Origin of the sequence: Bradyrhizobium lablabi, assembly GCF_900141755.1 — a bacterium.
GTDB lineage: Bacteria > Pseudomonadota > Alphaproteobacteria > Rhizobiales > Xanthobacteraceae > Bradyrhizobium > Bradyrhizobium lablabi_A.
Map to the genome: position 1 here is coordinate 1,981,212 of NZ_LT670844.1, position 15,337 is coordinate 1,996,548.

At 59.3% G+C, this 15,337-nt stretch carries 15 protein-coding genes and 1 pseudogene; 5 read left to right on the forward strand and 11 right to left on the reverse strand.

Translation table 11 applies throughout. From position 1 onward, the window contains the following. The first annotated feature begins 86 nt into the window (after window positions 1-86). Window positions 87-251: an integrase core domain-containing protein gene (locus tag B5526_RS38415; protein ID WP_172842018.1), complete on the forward strand. Its 165-nt coding sequence runs from the start codon at window positions 87-89 to the stop codon at window positions 249-251. Window positions 252-297: 46 nt separating this feature from the next. Here the strand turns inward: B5526_RS38415 and B5526_RS39410 are convergent, their stop codons facing one another. The 7 genes from B5526_RS39410 to B5526_RS09280 all read right to left on the reverse strand — a co-directional run bounded on the left by B5526_RS39410 (window position 298) and on the right by B5526_RS09280 (window position 7,172). Further along, entirely contained in the window at window positions 298-423 is a 126-nt protein-coding gene (locus B5526_RS39410) for a hypothetical protein (RefSeq protein WP_283807613.1), read from the reverse strand. Window positions 424-740: 317 nt separating this feature from the next. Continuing rightward, a complete protein-coding gene (locus B5526_RS09250) occupies window positions 741-3,011 on the reverse strand; it encodes a xanthine dehydrogenase family protein molybdopterin-binding subunit (protein WP_079537930.1) in 2,271 nt (756 codons plus the stop codon). Beyond that, the gene (locus B5526_RS09255; protein WP_079537931.1) at window positions 3,001-4,059 is read right to left on the reverse strand and encodes an FAD binding domain-containing protein; all 1,059 of its coding nucleotides are present in this window, start codon (window positions 4,057-4,059) and stop codon (window positions 3,001-3,003) included. Before B5526_RS09255 ends, B5526_RS09250 begins: the two co-directional genes overlap by 11 nt. Further along, the gene (locus B5526_RS09260; RefSeq protein ID WP_079537932.1) at window positions 4,056-4,553 is read right to left on the reverse strand and encodes a (2Fe-2S)-binding protein; all 498 of its coding nucleotides are present in this window, start codon (window positions 4,551-4,553) and stop codon (window positions 4,056-4,058) included. The genes B5526_RS09255 and B5526_RS09260 overlap by 4 nt, the downstream gene beginning before the upstream one ends. Window positions 4,554-5,156: 603 nt before the next feature. Next, entirely contained in the window at window positions 5,157-5,438 is a 282-nt protein-coding gene (locus tag B5526_RS09270) for a hypothetical protein (protein WP_079537934.1), read from the reverse strand. Between the two features lie 19 nt (window positions 5,439-5,457). After that, window positions 5,458-5,715, reverse strand: coding sequence for a chorismate mutase (locus B5526_RS09275; RefSeq protein WP_197688454.1), 258 nt, complete (start codon window positions 5,713-5,715; stop codon window positions 5,458-5,460). Between the two features lie 158 nt (window positions 5,716-5,873). Beyond that, entirely contained in the window at window positions 5,874-7,172 is a 1,299-nt protein-coding gene (locus tag B5526_RS09280; RefSeq protein ID WP_079537935.1) for an NAD(P)/FAD-dependent oxidoreductase, read from the reverse strand. Between the two features lie 680 nt (window positions 7,173-7,852). Here B5526_RS09280 and B5526_RS09285 point away from each other — a divergent pair. Next, window positions 7,853-8,899 (forward strand): MFS transporter, encoded by a 1,047-nt coding sequence (locus B5526_RS09285; protein ID WP_172842019.1) that lies wholly within the window; start codon window positions 7,853-7,855, stop codon window positions 8,897-8,899. Here B5526_RS09285 and B5526_RS09290 read toward each other — a convergent pair. Further along, window positions 8,827-9,117, reverse strand: coding sequence for a putative quinol monooxygenase (locus B5526_RS09290; RefSeq protein WP_079537937.1), 291 nt, complete (start codon window positions 9,115-9,117; stop codon window positions 8,827-8,829). The two genes, B5526_RS09285 and B5526_RS09290, sit on opposite strands and share 73 nt — an antisense overlap. A gap of 64 nt (window positions 9,118-9,181) precedes the next feature. Beyond that, on the reverse strand, window positions 9,182-9,724 hold the full coding sequence (locus tag B5526_RS09295; RefSeq protein ID WP_079544824.1) for a winged helix-turn-helix transcriptional regulator: 543 nt from the start codon (window positions 9,722-9,724) through the stop codon (window positions 9,182-9,184). 465 nt (window positions 9,725-10,189) lie between these two features. On the opposite strand from B5526_RS09295, the gene B5526_RS37530 reads away from it, so the two are divergent. Then, the gene (locus B5526_RS37530) at window positions 10,190-10,315 is read left to right on the forward strand and encodes a hypothetical protein (RefSeq protein ID WP_283807614.1); all 126 of its coding nucleotides are present in this window, start codon (window positions 10,190-10,192) and stop codon (window positions 10,313-10,315) included. A 1,077-nt stretch (window positions 10,316-11,392) separates the two neighbouring features. Here B5526_RS37530 and B5526_RS09305 read toward each other — a convergent pair. Further along, the gene (locus B5526_RS09305; RefSeq protein ID WP_079537938.1) at window positions 11,393-12,061 is read right to left on the reverse strand and encodes a class I SAM-dependent methyltransferase; all 669 of its coding nucleotides are present in this window, start codon (window positions 12,059-12,061) and stop codon (window positions 11,393-11,395) included. Between the two features lie 155 nt (window positions 12,062-12,216). On the opposite strand from B5526_RS09305, the gene B5526_RS39705 reads away from it, so the two are divergent. Further along, window positions 12,217-12,504: a chorismate mutase gene (locus tag B5526_RS39705; RefSeq protein ID WP_079537939.1), complete on the forward strand. Its 288-nt coding sequence runs from the start codon at window positions 12,217-12,219 to the stop codon at window positions 12,502-12,504. A 583-nt stretch (window positions 12,505-13,087) separates the two neighbouring features. Here the strand turns inward: B5526_RS39705 and B5526_RS09315 are convergent. Further along, a complete protein-coding gene (locus B5526_RS09315) occupies window positions 13,088-14,650 on the reverse strand; it encodes a GMC family oxidoreductase (RefSeq protein WP_079537940.1) in 1,563 nt (520 codons plus the stop codon). Window positions 14,651-15,010: 360 nt separating this feature from the next. On the opposite strand from B5526_RS09315, the pseudogene B5526_RS37535 reads away from it, so the two are divergent. Next, window positions 15,011-15,154 (forward strand): annotated as a pseudogene (locus tag B5526_RS37535) (DUF3050 domain-containing protein); the annotation flags it as partial. Between the last annotated feature and the right edge of the window lie 183 nt (window positions 15,155-15,337).

Below are 15,337 nucleotides of genomic sequence, written 5' to 3' on the forward strand. Positions count from 1 at the left end.
CATTTCCTTGGGATGAGGCTCCGGACTACCTCATCCGCGATCGGGATCGCATTCATGGCACTATCGTCACGCGCCGATTGCACGCCATGGGCATCCGGGACAAGCCTACCGCACCAGCCTCGCCCTGGCAGAATGGCTTTGCGGAACGGCTGATCGGATCGATCCGGCGTGAGTGTTCGGACCATATCATTGTCCTGGGCGAGGTGCATCTACGCCATATGCTGCATCAGAACGCATCGGTCATTGGATAAGGATGCGCCGGTCACTCGCCAAATTCAGCGAATCGGAAGCATCAAATCACACGCCATCCTTGGCGGCCTTCACCACCACTACGCCCGAGTTTAAGTTTTCGGTATACACAGCGGCTCTGGCGGCAAGACTTCTGTCGAATCCTCCGATTTGGCCCGGCTCGATCTGCGTCATCACTTGCTCCATCCTATCGTGCCGGGTGCATCCGGCGAGCAATGCGTCGCGCTTCCAACCCGGTGATGGATCGCGACCCTTCTTGGCTTGTTTTTCGACAGCCGCGCATCCGAGTATGAGGATCTGATGCGATGTGTCTCGTCACATCCCTTTCGGATAACGACTGCGAGGATCGAAGCTTTGCATCCATGTCGGGAAATGCGGCGGCGGCTCACGCAACTCTCTTAGGCTTTTCGATATCTTCATCCGAGAGCTCCCTGAAACGAACGGACGGTCGCAAAGATCGCCGGCGGGCGGCCATCTCCAGATGTGCGTTTCTAGTGTGAACCAGGTATCACGAGGTCCTCGATCTTGATTGGAAAACGGCGGACCCGGATTCCGGTCGCGTGCCAGACCGCGTTGGCGACCGCGCCGGCCGAGCCCGTCACGCCGATTTCGCCGACGCCCTTGATGCCCAGCGCATTCACGTGGGGATCGTGCTCGTCGATCATGAGGGCCTCCAGGCTCGGCACGTCGGCGTTCACAGGAACATGGTACTCCGAAAAGTTGGGGTTCAGCGGCCGGCCGGAGCGGCGGTCCATGATGGCCTCCTCGTGCAGGGCAAATGACATGCCCCAGATCATGCCGCCAAAGATCTGACTTTGCACAAGGCGAGGGTTGATGACCCGCCCTGCCGCGAAAGCACCGACAAGGCGGGTGACGCGGATCTGGCCGAGATCGGGATCAACCTTGACCTCGGCGAAAACCGCGCCGTGCGCATGCATGGCATAGCTCGATTGCGCCGCGGGGTCGGCGGCGCCATTGCCGCGGGCTTCGATCTGCGTCAGGCCAGCGCGGCCGAGAATATCGGCGTAGCTATCGCTCCGCGTTTCATCGTCGCGGCGGAACAGGCGGCCGCCGCGCGCGACTACGCCTGCGTTGCCCGCCCCGAACAAGGGCGAACGTTGGTCGCCTGTCGCGAGATCCGCGAGCTTGGCGATGACCGCGGCGCCGGCATTGTGGATGGCCATGCCTGCCGTGGCGGTATGGGATGAGCCGCCGGCGATGCCCGCGTCCGGCAGGTCGGACGTGCCTGCTTTGAATTCCATTTGCTCGAGGTCGAGCCCCAACGCGTCTGCCGCGATCTGGGCGAACGCGGTCCAGGCGCCCTGGCCCATGTCGTGGGCGCCCGTCTCCATTAGTCCGGATCCGTCGCTGCGCACCACCGCACGCGCTTCGGCCTGGAACATCAGCGCCGGAAATGTCGCGGTGCCCATGCCCCAGCCGACCAGGCAGCCGGTCTCGTCGCGCAACTGGCGTGGCGCCAGTGGGCGCCGCGACCAGCCGAACCGCTCGGCTCCCCGCGCGTAGCAGTCGCGCAAGGCTTTCGAGGAGAATGGCTTGCCCGAAATTGGCTCGACTTCGGCGTAGTTTTCGATGCGGAACGCCAGCGGGTCCATCCCACAGGCCCATGCCGCTTCGTCGATCGCGCTCTCCGGCGCGATCGAGCCTGTTGCCTCGCCGGGAGCCCGCATGAACAACGGGGTGCCGGTGTCAATCCGGACCGCCTCGTGCGAGGTGGCAATGGCAGGGCTTGCATAGAGCGTATGCGAAACGTCGGCGGCCGGCTCGAAGAAATCGTCGAAGGTGCTCGACACGGTTTTCGCGCGATGGTCGATCGCGGTCAGCAGGCCGTTGCCGTCGGTGCCAATGCGAAGTGTCTGACGGGTCGGCGCACGGTGGCCCACCGGACCGTACATGTGTTCACGGCGCAGCACGAGTTTGACCGGCCTGCCGACCAGCCGGGCGGCCATGATGCCGAGGATCTGCGGCCCAGAGATCAGGCCCTTCGAACCGAAGCCGCCACCGAGGTATGGACTGCGAATATGGATCTTCTCCGGGGAGATGCCGAACAGTCCCGCGATCCGCCCCTGGGCCATGGCGAGGCCCTGGCTCGGCGTATCGATGGACAGCGCATCGCCGTTCCACGCCGCCACGATGGCATGAGGCTCGATGGGATTGTGGTACTGGGTGGGAGTCTCATAGGTCGCTTCGATGCGACTGGATGCTGTTGCGAGACCAGCCTCGACATCGCCCCGCCGCAGTTCGGCCGGCTTGCCGACGCCAACGGCGGGCGGGACGAAGCTTTCGCCGGCATCGAGACCCACGCGGGCGGGCTGCGCTTGGTATCGCGCCGACAGCAGCGCCGCGCCTTCCGTTGCAGCTTCCAGAGTCTCCGCGATCACCACCGCAATTGGCTGGTTCGCGTAGCGCACCTGGTCGTTCTGCAGAACATCGAGCCGGAACATGAAGGGGTTCGTCTTGGCGTCCGGATCTTCCGCGAGCGCCGGCTTGTTGGCCGGGGTCATGACATCGACGACCCCTGGGTGGCTCTTGGCGGCTTGCACGTCAAGAAAGGTGACGCGACCGCGCGCGATGCTGCTGACCGCCAGAACGGCATGGAGCATCCCAGGCGGGTGGTTATCCGCGGCATAGCGGGCTCCTCCCGTAACCTTCAGGACCCCCTCGCGGCGGGTCAGCGGCTGACCGATGTTCGAGCCATGGCGGCGATGGGATGGGTCTTGGGTGAGGCTGATCTCAGGCGTCATGGAGCGCTCCGGAAACGGATGAAAAAGGGGAGGCCGGGAGGGCGGGAATGCGCTGTGGCGTTCCCGCCGCGGCGAGCGTCAGCGCGCGCACGATGATCCGTTGCGCGAGTTCGATCTTGAACCGATTGTCGCCGGAGGGTTTTGCGTCGGCGAGCGCCGCCTCCGCCGCACGGCGGAAGGTGGCCGGATCGGGATGGCAGCCTGCCAGGATCTTCTCCGCCGCGTGGGCCCGCCATGGCTTGGGGGCCACTCCGCCGAGCGCGATCCGCGCATCCCGGATCGTGCCGTGTTCGATCCGCATCGCCGCGGCGGCCGAGACGATCGCGAACGCGTAGGAGGTACGCTCGCGGACCTTCAGATAGCGCGCATGCGCCGAGAGCGTGCGGGCCTCGCTCGGCAGCCGCAGGGCGACGATCAGATCACCCGGTTCAAGGACACTCTCTCGCTCGGGCGTATTGCCGGGCAGACGATGAAGGTCCTCGAGCGCGACCTTGCGCCGGCCGTTTCTGCCCTCGATCTCCACGAAAGCGTCGAGGGCGACGAGCGGCACACAGAAATCCGACGGATGGGTGGCGATGCAGGCCTCGCTCCAGCCGAGCACGGCGTGCAACCGGTTCTCGCCGTCGCGGGCATCGCAGCCGGCACCCGGCTGGCGTTTGTTGCAGGCGCTGGCGGGGTCGTAGAAATATCCGCATCGCGTTCGCTGCAGCAGATTGCCGCCGACGGTAGCGGCATTGCGGAGCTGAGCCGACGCGCCGGACAACAGCGCCTCGGCGATTGCCGGATAGGACCGGGCGAAATCCGGGTCGTGGGCAAGATCGGCGTTGCGAACCAGCGCGCCGATGCGGACCCCGCCGTCGGGCAGCCGCTCAATGCGGTCGAGGCCCGGCAGACGCATGACATCGACCAGACGGCTCGGACCGGTGATGCCGCCCTTCATCAGGTCGAGCAGGTTCGTACCGGCTGCGAGATAGGCGGCACCTGGTTCGGCCGCGGCTGCGATAGCATCGGAGATGGTCGCGGGCCTGACGTAATCGAAGGTTTTCATGCGGAGCGCCTCTGGTCGGCCTCGACGAGGCTTTTCTGTACTTCGAGCACGGCGTCCGTGATCCCGGAATAAGCCCCGCAGCGGCAGAGATTTCCGCTCATGCCTTCGCGGATACGCTCCGGGTCATCGCTGGCTTGCCCTTCATGGATCAGTCCGATCGCGCTCATGATCTGGCCAGGCGTGCAGAATCCGCATTGCATGCCGTCATGCGCGATGAAAGCGGCCTGGACCGGATGCAGTTCGTTGCCGCGAGCGACGCCCTCGATGGTGGTGACGTCGGCACCGTCCTGGCTGAGCGCCAAAGTCATGCACGAATTGATGCGCCGGCCGTCGACCAGGACCGTGCACGCGCCGCATTGGCCGCGGTCGCATCCCTTTTTGGTTCCGGTCAGGTGGAGACGCTCACGCAGGAGGTCGAGCAGCGTAACGCGCGGGTCTCTCAGCTCGATGTTCTGCCGCACACCGTTGACGGTGAGGCTGATGGAAAAGTTCATGCAGGGCTCCGATCAGTGCTATTGCCAAATTAGATCCCGCCCCGATGGCTCGAGCGCCAGGTCGATATTGCGCACGCTTACGAGACGTCGATGGTTCGAGGGTTATTCGGCGGCCATCGTGTACTGACCGACTGGCGACGGAATGGCGGAGCAGAAGATGTTATGAGCGACCCTGCGGAAGCCTCCTACCGAAGGCGCCCTCCGGAACTCCGACAAAAGGCAGATCAGGTGCTGTTGGGTTGTCCCACTGAAATGACTACCGTCTCGGAACCGCACGCAGACGACTGAGACGCCACCGTTGGCTGGCGCGCCGCCGCCAGCCAACGTTGTTGGCAGCCCACCATCCTCCTGCGCCAAGCGAAGTTCATCGGACCACATCATCTATTCGTTCCCTCAAGTCCGGGATGAACCGATCGCAAAAATATCTTCGCGCAACGGTGGGCCAACCATGAGACAGCCAAACTTGTCTGCAAGGGCAGCAATGTCATCGCCGCTTTTTCCGGTGGTGATCTCCACAGTCCCTCGATGTGTCCGCGCGAACAAATGATCAGCATTCGAACCGGTCCATCCGTTACGTTGCACCAGGCGTGAGGAACACCCTTGCTACAGTGATTGTTGTGCCGGCGTGAGCGTCCAATGTTGATTTCCATTGGCGATGCGCAGCGTGCCCTCCAAAACGATGAAATACTCGCCCTTGTTCTTGTGGATGTGCATCGGTACAGCGTTGCGGGGATCCGCGACTACCTCAAGCATCGTATAAGCGCCCCACAACATTTGCTTGCCGAGTTTATGACTATTGGGAGCGACACCGGCGCGCATGGTGGTGATAACTTCTTCAAGCTTCCATCCCTTTACAAGATTAATGTCGGGCGTCGCGCGTTCCATGCGTCAGCGTCTGGCGGCTTCATGGTGCATGAATGACTTCACGAATCACAAACGCAAGAAACTTTTCTGCAAACTCTGGATCAAGTTTGGCAGCAGACGCGAGTTGGCGGAGACGCGTCACTTGCTGCGCCTCTCTGACGGGGTCAGACGGCGGCATGTTGTGCCGCGCCTTTAAGACTCCAACCTTCTGGGTACATCGGAAGCGCTCCGCCAGCATGTGGATGATCGAGGCATCTATATTGTCGATACTGTCGCGTATATCTTGAAGCTCGGCTATGACGGTGGAGAGACTGACATTAGCCAGCTTGGGATTAGACTCTTTGCTCGGCGACACGATTGCTCCAAACACGTTCTCATTCTATTGTCTGTTGTGGATAGTACTCGCGGCTTCGTAATTGCAGAAGCCGACAGCCGACGCGCGCCCCTGTTTGGCGGCTATCTTGTGTCGGCCATCATTTCCGATTCTACGCGACGCACGAGTTCGGGATCACCAAGCGCGCTACAGGGCTCGACGAGTTGGCGAACCCTCATCATAAGCTTGTGGACGGCCGGGTCACGGCCAGCAAGGCGCAGAAGTCCTGCTCCAAATCGAAGCGAATTGTCCAAATCGGCAGGCCGTTCTCCCCGGGTCTGCGGATGTGCAAAATCGGGAGCCGCCGACTGCGACCACGCATCCGCGAGCAAGGGTCGGACCTCAGCCAAGAAGGCTTGGGCTAAGCCAGCGATGGGATCCTTCGCCCCTGCCCGCTTGGCAAGCAGGTCTTTAAGGATGCACGCTTCCTGTGAGGCGATTGTCATGCCCTGGCCGTAGATCGGATTGAAGCGGCAAATCGCGTCACCAATCGGAAGCAATCCTCGCGGAAAATCCTCGAGCCGTTCGTAATGCTGCCACGAATTTTCCGGGATGCTGAAGCGATGGATGCCGTCCAGCCGCTGGACGTCCTTGATGGCATCATAGATCGTTGAAGTCCGAAGCTGCTGCATCCGGCTCATGAACTCGTCCGGATCCGGAGAGGGCATTTCGATATGCCGTTCGCTGATGAGTGCTATCCAGCGATTGCCCTCCATCGGCACCAGATAGCCGGTTCTGCTGCTCGCTGGCATCTCAGGGATCGTTACCACAGCCTTCCAGTTTCTCAGGCCCTCCGGGGCCGCAAAGGTCGTGGTGGCGTAGGTGAGATCGATGCCGATATCGGTCTGTTCAGGTCGGGGACGCCCGGTCTCTGCAAGGAAAGACAACGAGAGGACGCCACGACGAGATGCGTCAATGACGAGATCGGCCGGAAGCGTCTCATCGGATCTGTCTTTGGTCTCAAGCCGAACTCCAGTTGCGGAGCCGTCTTTGCTCGCAACGATATGCAGAGCGCGGCAACCGTCGCGCATGGCAACGTTGGATAGTTTCCGCACGTATCGTCGCGCGACAAGTTCGAACAGCGGTCGTGACATCGTGTATATCGCCCAGCCCAGATCGCGTTGCGGGAAGAAGGGGTCGAAGCCCGGGAACTCTTCGCGAAAATCGAGGTTTAGCCGAAGCGGCACAGCTCCAACTCGGCTAAGCTCGTCAGCAAAGCCCGGGAAAAGCTCGCCGAACGCATGCAGTCCGCCCAGGAACAGCCCGTGTAAATGATTGTCCTGGGGCGTTCCCGGACGTGGAGAAGCGTCAAGCGGCAGTACGTCACGTTCCACAACCGTCACACGTTCGAAGTGGCTCGCGACCGCGGCGGCTGCTGCCAAACCACCGATTCCAGCGCCTATCACAATCGCATGCTTACCTATGGGAGGGAGTGTCACTATGATAGCCTCGCATCATTTCCTGTGCCTTATCGTCGACCAAACAGCGAAGTCTTCGGAAACGAAGCGCGCTGGGGACACAAGTCGGTCAGCTTGGTCAGCGATCTACGGCTCGGACAGAATGAAGGACCCGAACTACAGCAACATTTCTATTTTTGGAAAAGCGCGTTACGGCTGTAATATAGTTTTATTAATAAACCTGTCCTCCTAGGGTGCAATCGTACTGCGCGGATACTGAAACATACATTGGGTCGATGCGGCTGGAAGCCTGTGGCTGACTTGTTTCACAAGCTGTAGCGAGATCGGGGGAGTTTAGCGATCTCATGTCCAGAAGTCCGCGCGAGCAAGATACCTCTTCAAGTTTAGAAAGGAAACCTAACGTCGGTTTATTCGCGATTTAGGGTTCGATCGATCCTTCTTTGGTGCCAACGCCAGGGCCGACCAAGACCGAACGCGAAGCAGTCCGCAAGAGACGGGCGCTGGGGGGAATCATGCATGACACGACCGCGCTGAGGGATCATCGGAACACGACCGTCTGGACGCTGGGGCGTTTGCTCTTGGGTGCGTTCCTTGGCGTGTCGACCGGCATAAGTTCGCTCTATTTCTATTCGCTTGGGCCGTTGATGAAGCCGATCGCAGCCACCTACGGGTGGTCTCGCGGCCAGGCGTCGCTGGGCCCCTTGGTCGGCATTTTGGTGGGCGGACTTGCGAGCCCGAGCATCGGCACCAGTCCCCTCAGCTATACGCGCGTGCTCGTCGAGCATTTCGATCGCAGGCGCGGCGCAGCTCTGGCGGTCGCAGTGATGGGCACCGGTGTCGGCGCCATTCTCATACCGTATCTGCTCGTCCCCTTCGTTGCCGCCCACGGCTGGCGATCCGCCTACCTGGCGCTCGCCATTGTCGTCGCGATCGCGGTGACGCCGGTCGCTGTCTTGATCCGGGGTGCCGCTGCTGAAACCGACCGGGCAAGGTTACGCCGCGCGCGCGAGCCCGTGGCTTTGATGAGCGTCGTGCGGACCCGCGTCTTCGTGTTGCTCGGCACTCTCTTCTTCCTAGCCTCGCTGGCCGTGTTCGGAACAACCGTTCATTTTGTGCCTATGCTTTCGGACGCAGGTCTGCCAGTCGCGGAGGTCGGCAAGATCGGGGCGATTCTCGGCTTCACGATTTTGGGTGGACGCCTCTTCACCGGGTTGCTGCTCGATCGTTTTCCCGCTGGCCGTGTGACCGCAGCTCTGTTCTGCCTCTCCGCCGCCGGCATGCTGGCGCTCAGCGTCGGCGGGGTCAAAGCCGCTCTCCCCGCCGCCGTTGCGATCGGCCTTGGCATGGGTGCTGAGGTCGACCTTCTCGCCTATCTGATCGTGCGCCACTTCCCCCCGTCAGCCTTCGGGACCGCCTATGGTGGGATCTATGGCCTCCTCAATATCGGTGCGGCGATCGGGCCAGCCGCGATTGGTCTGATTACGACCGCACACTCGGATATTCGGTGCCGATGGTCGTCGCCGCCATCTTTCTCATCTTTGCGGCGCTGCTTGCGCTCGCGCTCGACCGGCCGCGTCTGGCGCCAAGGTATGAGGCCGCCGCGCCGCAGCACGCCTGATCAGGGCTCGATCGTGTCGAGGATCTCGGGCATGATCGGCGCAGTGAGCAAGGGCTCAATGCGCGTGCGATAGTCACGATAGTGGTCGCTCGCCCTGTGGGCTTCGACCGCGGCCATGCTGACGTAGGCTTCGCAGAGCACGAACGCGCCGTCGTCCTTGCGTCGCATCAAATCATATCGGAGGCATCCGGGTTCACTGCGGACCGCGCCGATCATGTCTCGCAGGATCGCTTCGACCTCCCCCGCCTTGCCGTCTTTTGGGTGATACTCAACGATCGCCGCTATGCCCATATCCTGTTCCTTAGGTACAAAAATCAAACCTATGTTGTAAGGGCCGTTTGGCTGAGCAATATGGTCACGAGTCGACGGCCGACCTACGGCCGCGTTTGACATCCGCAACCGTACCCTTGAGCGAGATGCCCGCGGGCAAAGGCGGCAGGTGGCGGTTCTTCTGTCCACCGGGTCCCTTGAATGCATGGGAGTGTTGACCGTCAAGCGGCTCACCGCACTCCGAGCAGAGCACGAGCGGATCGCTCGGCCGCCCGCAGCTATGTACCACCACGCTCGGCCGTCCGGCCTTGCCAGACAAATGCTTGTCGCCCCAGTGCTGCATGGTTCGCAGAATTGGATATAGTTCGCGGCCCTTGGACGTCAGTTGGTATTCCAAACGAAGGGGATGCTGCTGGTAGGGAACCTTAACCAGGATGAAATTTTCGACGAGCTTCTGCAACCGCTCCGTCAGGATGCGCTTGCTGATGCCGAGTCTCTCTTCGAACGCGTCGAACCTGGTGACACCAAGGAAACATTCACGCACGATCAGTAGCGTCCAACGATCACCGATGATCGAGGTGATCCGGGCGATCGAGCAGCATTCCTTTTCGAGTTCGTTCCAACGCAAGCGAGGTCTCCCGGCCGGTTCCGACGGCGGATCATCATCGCCATACCACACTAAGGCCGTTTTGACAAAGATGGGTAGCAATTGGGAACCTGCTAGGCGACGACTTCGCGCCGCCGGAGTTCGACGAACGCATCGAGCGCGTGCACTCGTGTCGGAGATCAAAAGTCTATTCATAAGGTGGGCAATGTCGACCGCTCCGCCCAAAGCAAGAAACTTCAGCAAACTCTGGATCCAGTTTATAGCAGCATCGTGGTCGGAGGAGAAAAGCCAAGGCATTGACGACCCCACAGTGCGCGCTAGTCCTATAGATAGCGCGGCCGGCTCACGACATCGAATAGTCCTCAATCTAAATCGTTCTGGACACGTGCGGAAATCTGATGATCAGATTGTGAAGTGATCGTGTGGCAGCGGCAATGCCTGATTGTGGTGTCATTCGATCAACAGACGTGATGGTTAGGAGCATTTATGCCCAACATGTCCGGACTAACGGGGAAGACTGCCTTGGTGACCGGTGCAAGCCGCGGCATCGGCAAATACACCGCCGAGCGGCTGGCTCGGGACGCGCTTGGCCTGCAGCCACGAATCGGGTGATGTTTTGTCTCATGCGGGGACGTGCTCAAGCTAATCTGGTGGGCACTCACTGGGGTGTTGCGATCCAGAGCGTCGCTTGAGGCGGAGATCCTGGTTCTCCGCCATCAGGTGAATGTGCTCCGACAAAAGTCGCCGAGACGGCTCACCTTCAGCAATCTCGATCGGCTGATATTTGCCAATCTATATCGGGTCACGCCGCAAGTTCTGAATGCCTTGGCGATTGTCGAGCCAGAGACCATTGTCCGTTGGCATCGTGCTGGCTTTCGCCTATTCTGGCAGTGGAAGTCACGATCGCAGGGTGGCAGACCAAGAGTCCCGCTTGAAATTCGCCGACTGATCCGCAAGATGAGCCTTTCCAATCCACTCTGGGGCGCTCCCAGGATCCATGGAGAACTCCTCAAGCTTGGCATCAACGTTGGCCAAACCTCGGTCGCCAAATACATGGCGAGGCTCAGGAGACCTCCTATCCAAGGCTGGAAAACGTTTCTCCGCAATCACGCTGATTTGATCTGTTCGTCGTTCCGACGATCTCATTCGGCTGCTGTATGGCCTGCTGAGTCTGCGGCACGATCGACGGAAAATCCTTCTGCTCGGCGTCACAGCGCATCCAACCGCCGATTGGATTGCGCGGCAACTCAACGAGGCGTTTGGCTGGGAGTTTGCGCCAAAATATCTCGTCCGGGATCGCGATCGGGCCTACGGCGACGTCTTTACCACGCGCGTTCGCGCGATGGGCATTCGTGATCGGCCGGCCGCGCCAAAATCACCATGGCGGAATGGACATACTGAACGGCTGATCGGCTCGATCCGGCGCGAATGTCTTGATCATGTTGTTGTGTTCGGCGAGCGACACCTGCGCCACTTACTTCGTTCGTACATGCGGTACACAATGACACTCGCACACATCTGTCGTTGGGCAAAGATGCAGCCGTACCGCGGGCTGTCCAGGCCGTTGGAAGCATTCTGCCGACACCAATTCTCGGCGGTTTGCACCACCACTATGTTCGAATTTAGTTTTCGATAAGGACAGCCTCAAGCAAACTTGCGCCACAGCAGACAATGCTTGGATGCGGCGCACTATTCCGCGACAACGATGAAGTAGTCTCTATTCCACGGCTGACCCATTGGCCCCACGACGGTCTCGTTGATTGTATCTATGGATACTTTAGAGAAGCCAGCGGACGCCAGAAGATTTCTGATTTCGGACTGTTCGTAGAACCGGAAACCGTGCTGGAAAACAGCACGGCCAACAGCGCTCCACGGTGCGAGCGCGCCAATCACAAAACGCCCATCCGACCGGAGAACGCGGCGAAGTTCCTGGAGATCGGCGACGGGATTTGGCCAGAAGTAAATCGTATTGAGCGCAAGCGCTTTGTCAAAAGTATTCGCATCGGCAGGGATCGCGGCGCTCGTGCCCTGCGCGAGAGTCACCCGCCCTTTTAGTACATCGTCGGCATTGAACTCTGTCGCATCGACCACCATGGTGTCTGAGATGTCGAGACCGAAATAGGTTACATCTGTCGACCGCGAAAGAATGCTCGGGATTTCGCGGCCATTGCCGAAGCCAATTTCTATGACGCGGTCACCGGCGTTCATGCCTAGTTTTCGGAGCGATGCCGAATAGGCGCCAGCGTTGGATTTGTTCAGGTTTGCGGTAACGGCCTTGCCGATCTCGCCTTCGGGATGCCCAAGATGCTTTGCCAGCGCAGCCGGATCGAGGTTGGAAGTGTCTACCGATTCATTCATCGAACTCTCCAGATCGGACTCAAACGATATTTATCTAGCATCGCTATTCGATCACCTCAGACCCGCGCAGATCACCACTACGTGTAGATCAAGCGATCGTGTCGCCGATCGATGAGTCTGATGATGGGCTGGCTGATGTCCGTTCCTCCGCCGCCATGGCCGAGCTTCAAGACATACGCGACAGTATCGACAATATAGATGCCTCGATCATCTACATGCTGGCGGAGCGCTTCCGGTGTACCCAGAAGGTTGGAGTGTTGAAGGCGCGGCACAACTTGCCGCCCGCTGACCCCGGCGCGAAAATCCGAATAGCCGGAATTTATAGCGCTTTGATTTGCATCCTGAACTTTGAGACACAATTAGACGACTCGGCTTCGACGTGCAGTTGCCAGACCCCCGTTCATCAGCAGCTGACCAAGTCCATTTCGATGGAAACGACATAGATAGAGCTGCTGATCTCAATCTCGGGGCCAGAGACCGCATTTGGCGAGATAAGCGCGACCAAGTAGCCAATGGCTGAACGTCTCACGGCTGTTTCGACCACGCAAATGTGCGCGAGTTCATTCGCGAGCCAAAGCCGATAGCTCTCGATAGAGCGCTCTGTTTCCGCGTAGGGCAGGAGATCGGCCACCTCGGAACGACCGGCATATGTTCCAGAAAAGTTGCTCGGCCGAGTAGCGAAAGAGCCGCTTCGTCGCCAGGTACGCAATGCCGTAGATGAACTCCAAATCCCCTCTACGCGGTAGCGAAATCAGACGGATTTAAAAGGCTTGCCTCACGTAACTTCTTCATCGGCCAATCTCAAGTTGGCGCACAAGAAGACGTGATTGATGCTCCCCTCACCCGGCATAGCGGATGATTCCGCCCTTGGAAGGCTGGCTTGTGGGATCCAAAGAGAATTGCGACATCAGTTGACAACAAGTCATCCGTGATACTCCCGGCTTACGTACATTTGTCATGCGTCGACTGGCCATTTGATCCGATCGGCATGTAATTGGCGACCGTCGGCGTGGCCCTGTCGATCGATCAGAGGTAATCAGCCTTCAATATCTCTGCGCAGCGTTCGCCGATGATGACACAAGGAGCCATTGCGTTGCCGGTTGATATGCGCGGCATAATCGACGCGTCCGCGATACGAAGGTTGTCGATCCCATAGACCTTAAGGCGACTGTCGACGACCGACATGGGATCGCGTCCCATCTTGGCCGTACAGCTCTGGTGCCAAATGGTACTCACGGCGTTCCGCACGATCTGCTCAAGCGCAGATCCCTTTAAAGGTCCCGGTGTTATCTCGCGTTTGAGAAAGGGGCGAAAAACATCAGAGTCTGCTATATCCCGACACAGTTCTATAGCGGTGGTCACAGCCTTCAGGTCGCCTGGATCCCCAAAAATGTTGGCGTGGATCTCGATCGGATCAAGCGGATTCGCTCCTGTCAGACGGAGATGACCTCGGCTCTTGGGCCGTACAAGGATCGGCACCATGGTCATCGAATCCGCAGATGCCTGGACTTGGAGCCTCTGGAATATCTGAACGTCAGGAGTTTCGAGACTGGGGTCACTCTTCCAAAAAAGAATTGCCTGGGCAACATTTCCGGATTCCCCAACCGGTTGTTGACACTCCCACATACAGTTTGCGAACGTTAAATGATCCTGAAAGTTTTGCCCAACGCCCGGAAGATGCTGCACGAGTGGAATTCCTAGGCGCTGTAACTCGGATTGATCCCCGATTCCAGATTGCATCAGCAGTTTCGGTGTATTGATCGCTCCGAGCGCCAGCACGACCTCCAATCCCCCAATGCGGCGAACTTTGCTTTTGTAGGCGATCTCAATCCCACATGTCCGTTTGCCTTCAAGGATCAGCCGCGTGACCGTTGCATGCGTGAGCACCGTCAAGTTTGGCCGATCCATGTAAGGAAAGGTGTACGAGCGAAAAATTGAAAGGCGCCGTCCATCCTGGATTCGAAATTCGCCCGCGGAGCAGCCGCCTTCGCCTTCCATCATACGGCCATTCAGGTTTTCGAAGGTTGGGATCCCCATCGAGCGCGCGCTCTCGCACATGGCTGAGCCGATCGGCTGGAGGTGAGCGGGCGAGACAAAAACGGGTCCCCCCGTTCCGCGGTGCTCGGTATCCGGCTCACCGCTCCAATCTTCAATGCGCCGATAGATCCGCTTCACAGATTCATAGTTCCACGCCATGTCGTCGGTTTCAGATGCAAAGAAATCCCAATCGGTCTTGTGCCCACGCACCCAGGACATCGCATTGATGCTGGAGCCGCCTCCCAACACCTTGCCCATGTTCATTGGTATGGATCGCCCGTTAAGGTGCGCATTGGGCTGGGCTTGAAAGTTCCAGTCGCGCTCGCTTGCCAAATTGGTGCGCCACAATGAGGCCTTCATAACATTTGGGGTGTCGTCGTTGCCGCCTGCCTCTACCAGCAGCACGTTCACGTCCGGATTCTCGGCAAGTCGACGCGCTACCACCGAGCCAGAAGAACCGGAACCGCAAACGATGAAGTCATAACAGGATTTCAATTCGGCGCTGAGTTTTTCCTGATTTGCACGTATGCGCGAACCTAGATCTTCGGACATGCGATTAACTGTTTCGCAAAGTGGAGTTATCAACGTATGCGCCCAACTTCGGGAGTCCGCTATCGATCGACTCATCATGCTGCTGCCCCTACAAGTTTAATCATGCCTTTGACGGACACAGAATGAAGGTGCCGAACTACAGCAACGTTTCTACTTTGGAAAAGCGCGTTACGGCTGTAGCATAGTTTTATTAATGAACCTGTATGGGTGAAAGCGTATTGCGCGGATACCGAATCATGCGTCGAGGTTGATGCGACAGAAAGCTTGTCGCCGACTAGTTTCACAAATGCGTGACGAGATCGAGGGAGTTAGCGATCTCACGTCCAGAAGTGCCCGCAAGCAAGACACCTCTTTACAAGTTTAACAATGGAACCTACTGTTTTCCATCGCGAACAGGCTGCCAGTGAAGAGCCCCGAGCGGCGCGCCTGATCAACGACATCGTGATCGGCGAGGAGACTGATGTCGATCCGGAGGGCTCCTACATCAGCCAACTCGATCTCTAGCTCCGCGCCATGGCGGACGTCGGCGCCAATTCGACATGTTCCGCTCACTTGCGCGGGTCGGTACTTCGGTCGAAGCGGCTATGGTGAGGTCCGGTGTGCCGCCTCATGTGCAAGCCTTTGTCGCGCATACGATGGCGCTGGCCCAGTCGGGGTTGACGGAAAAGGTCTTAGCTGCCTTTGGTC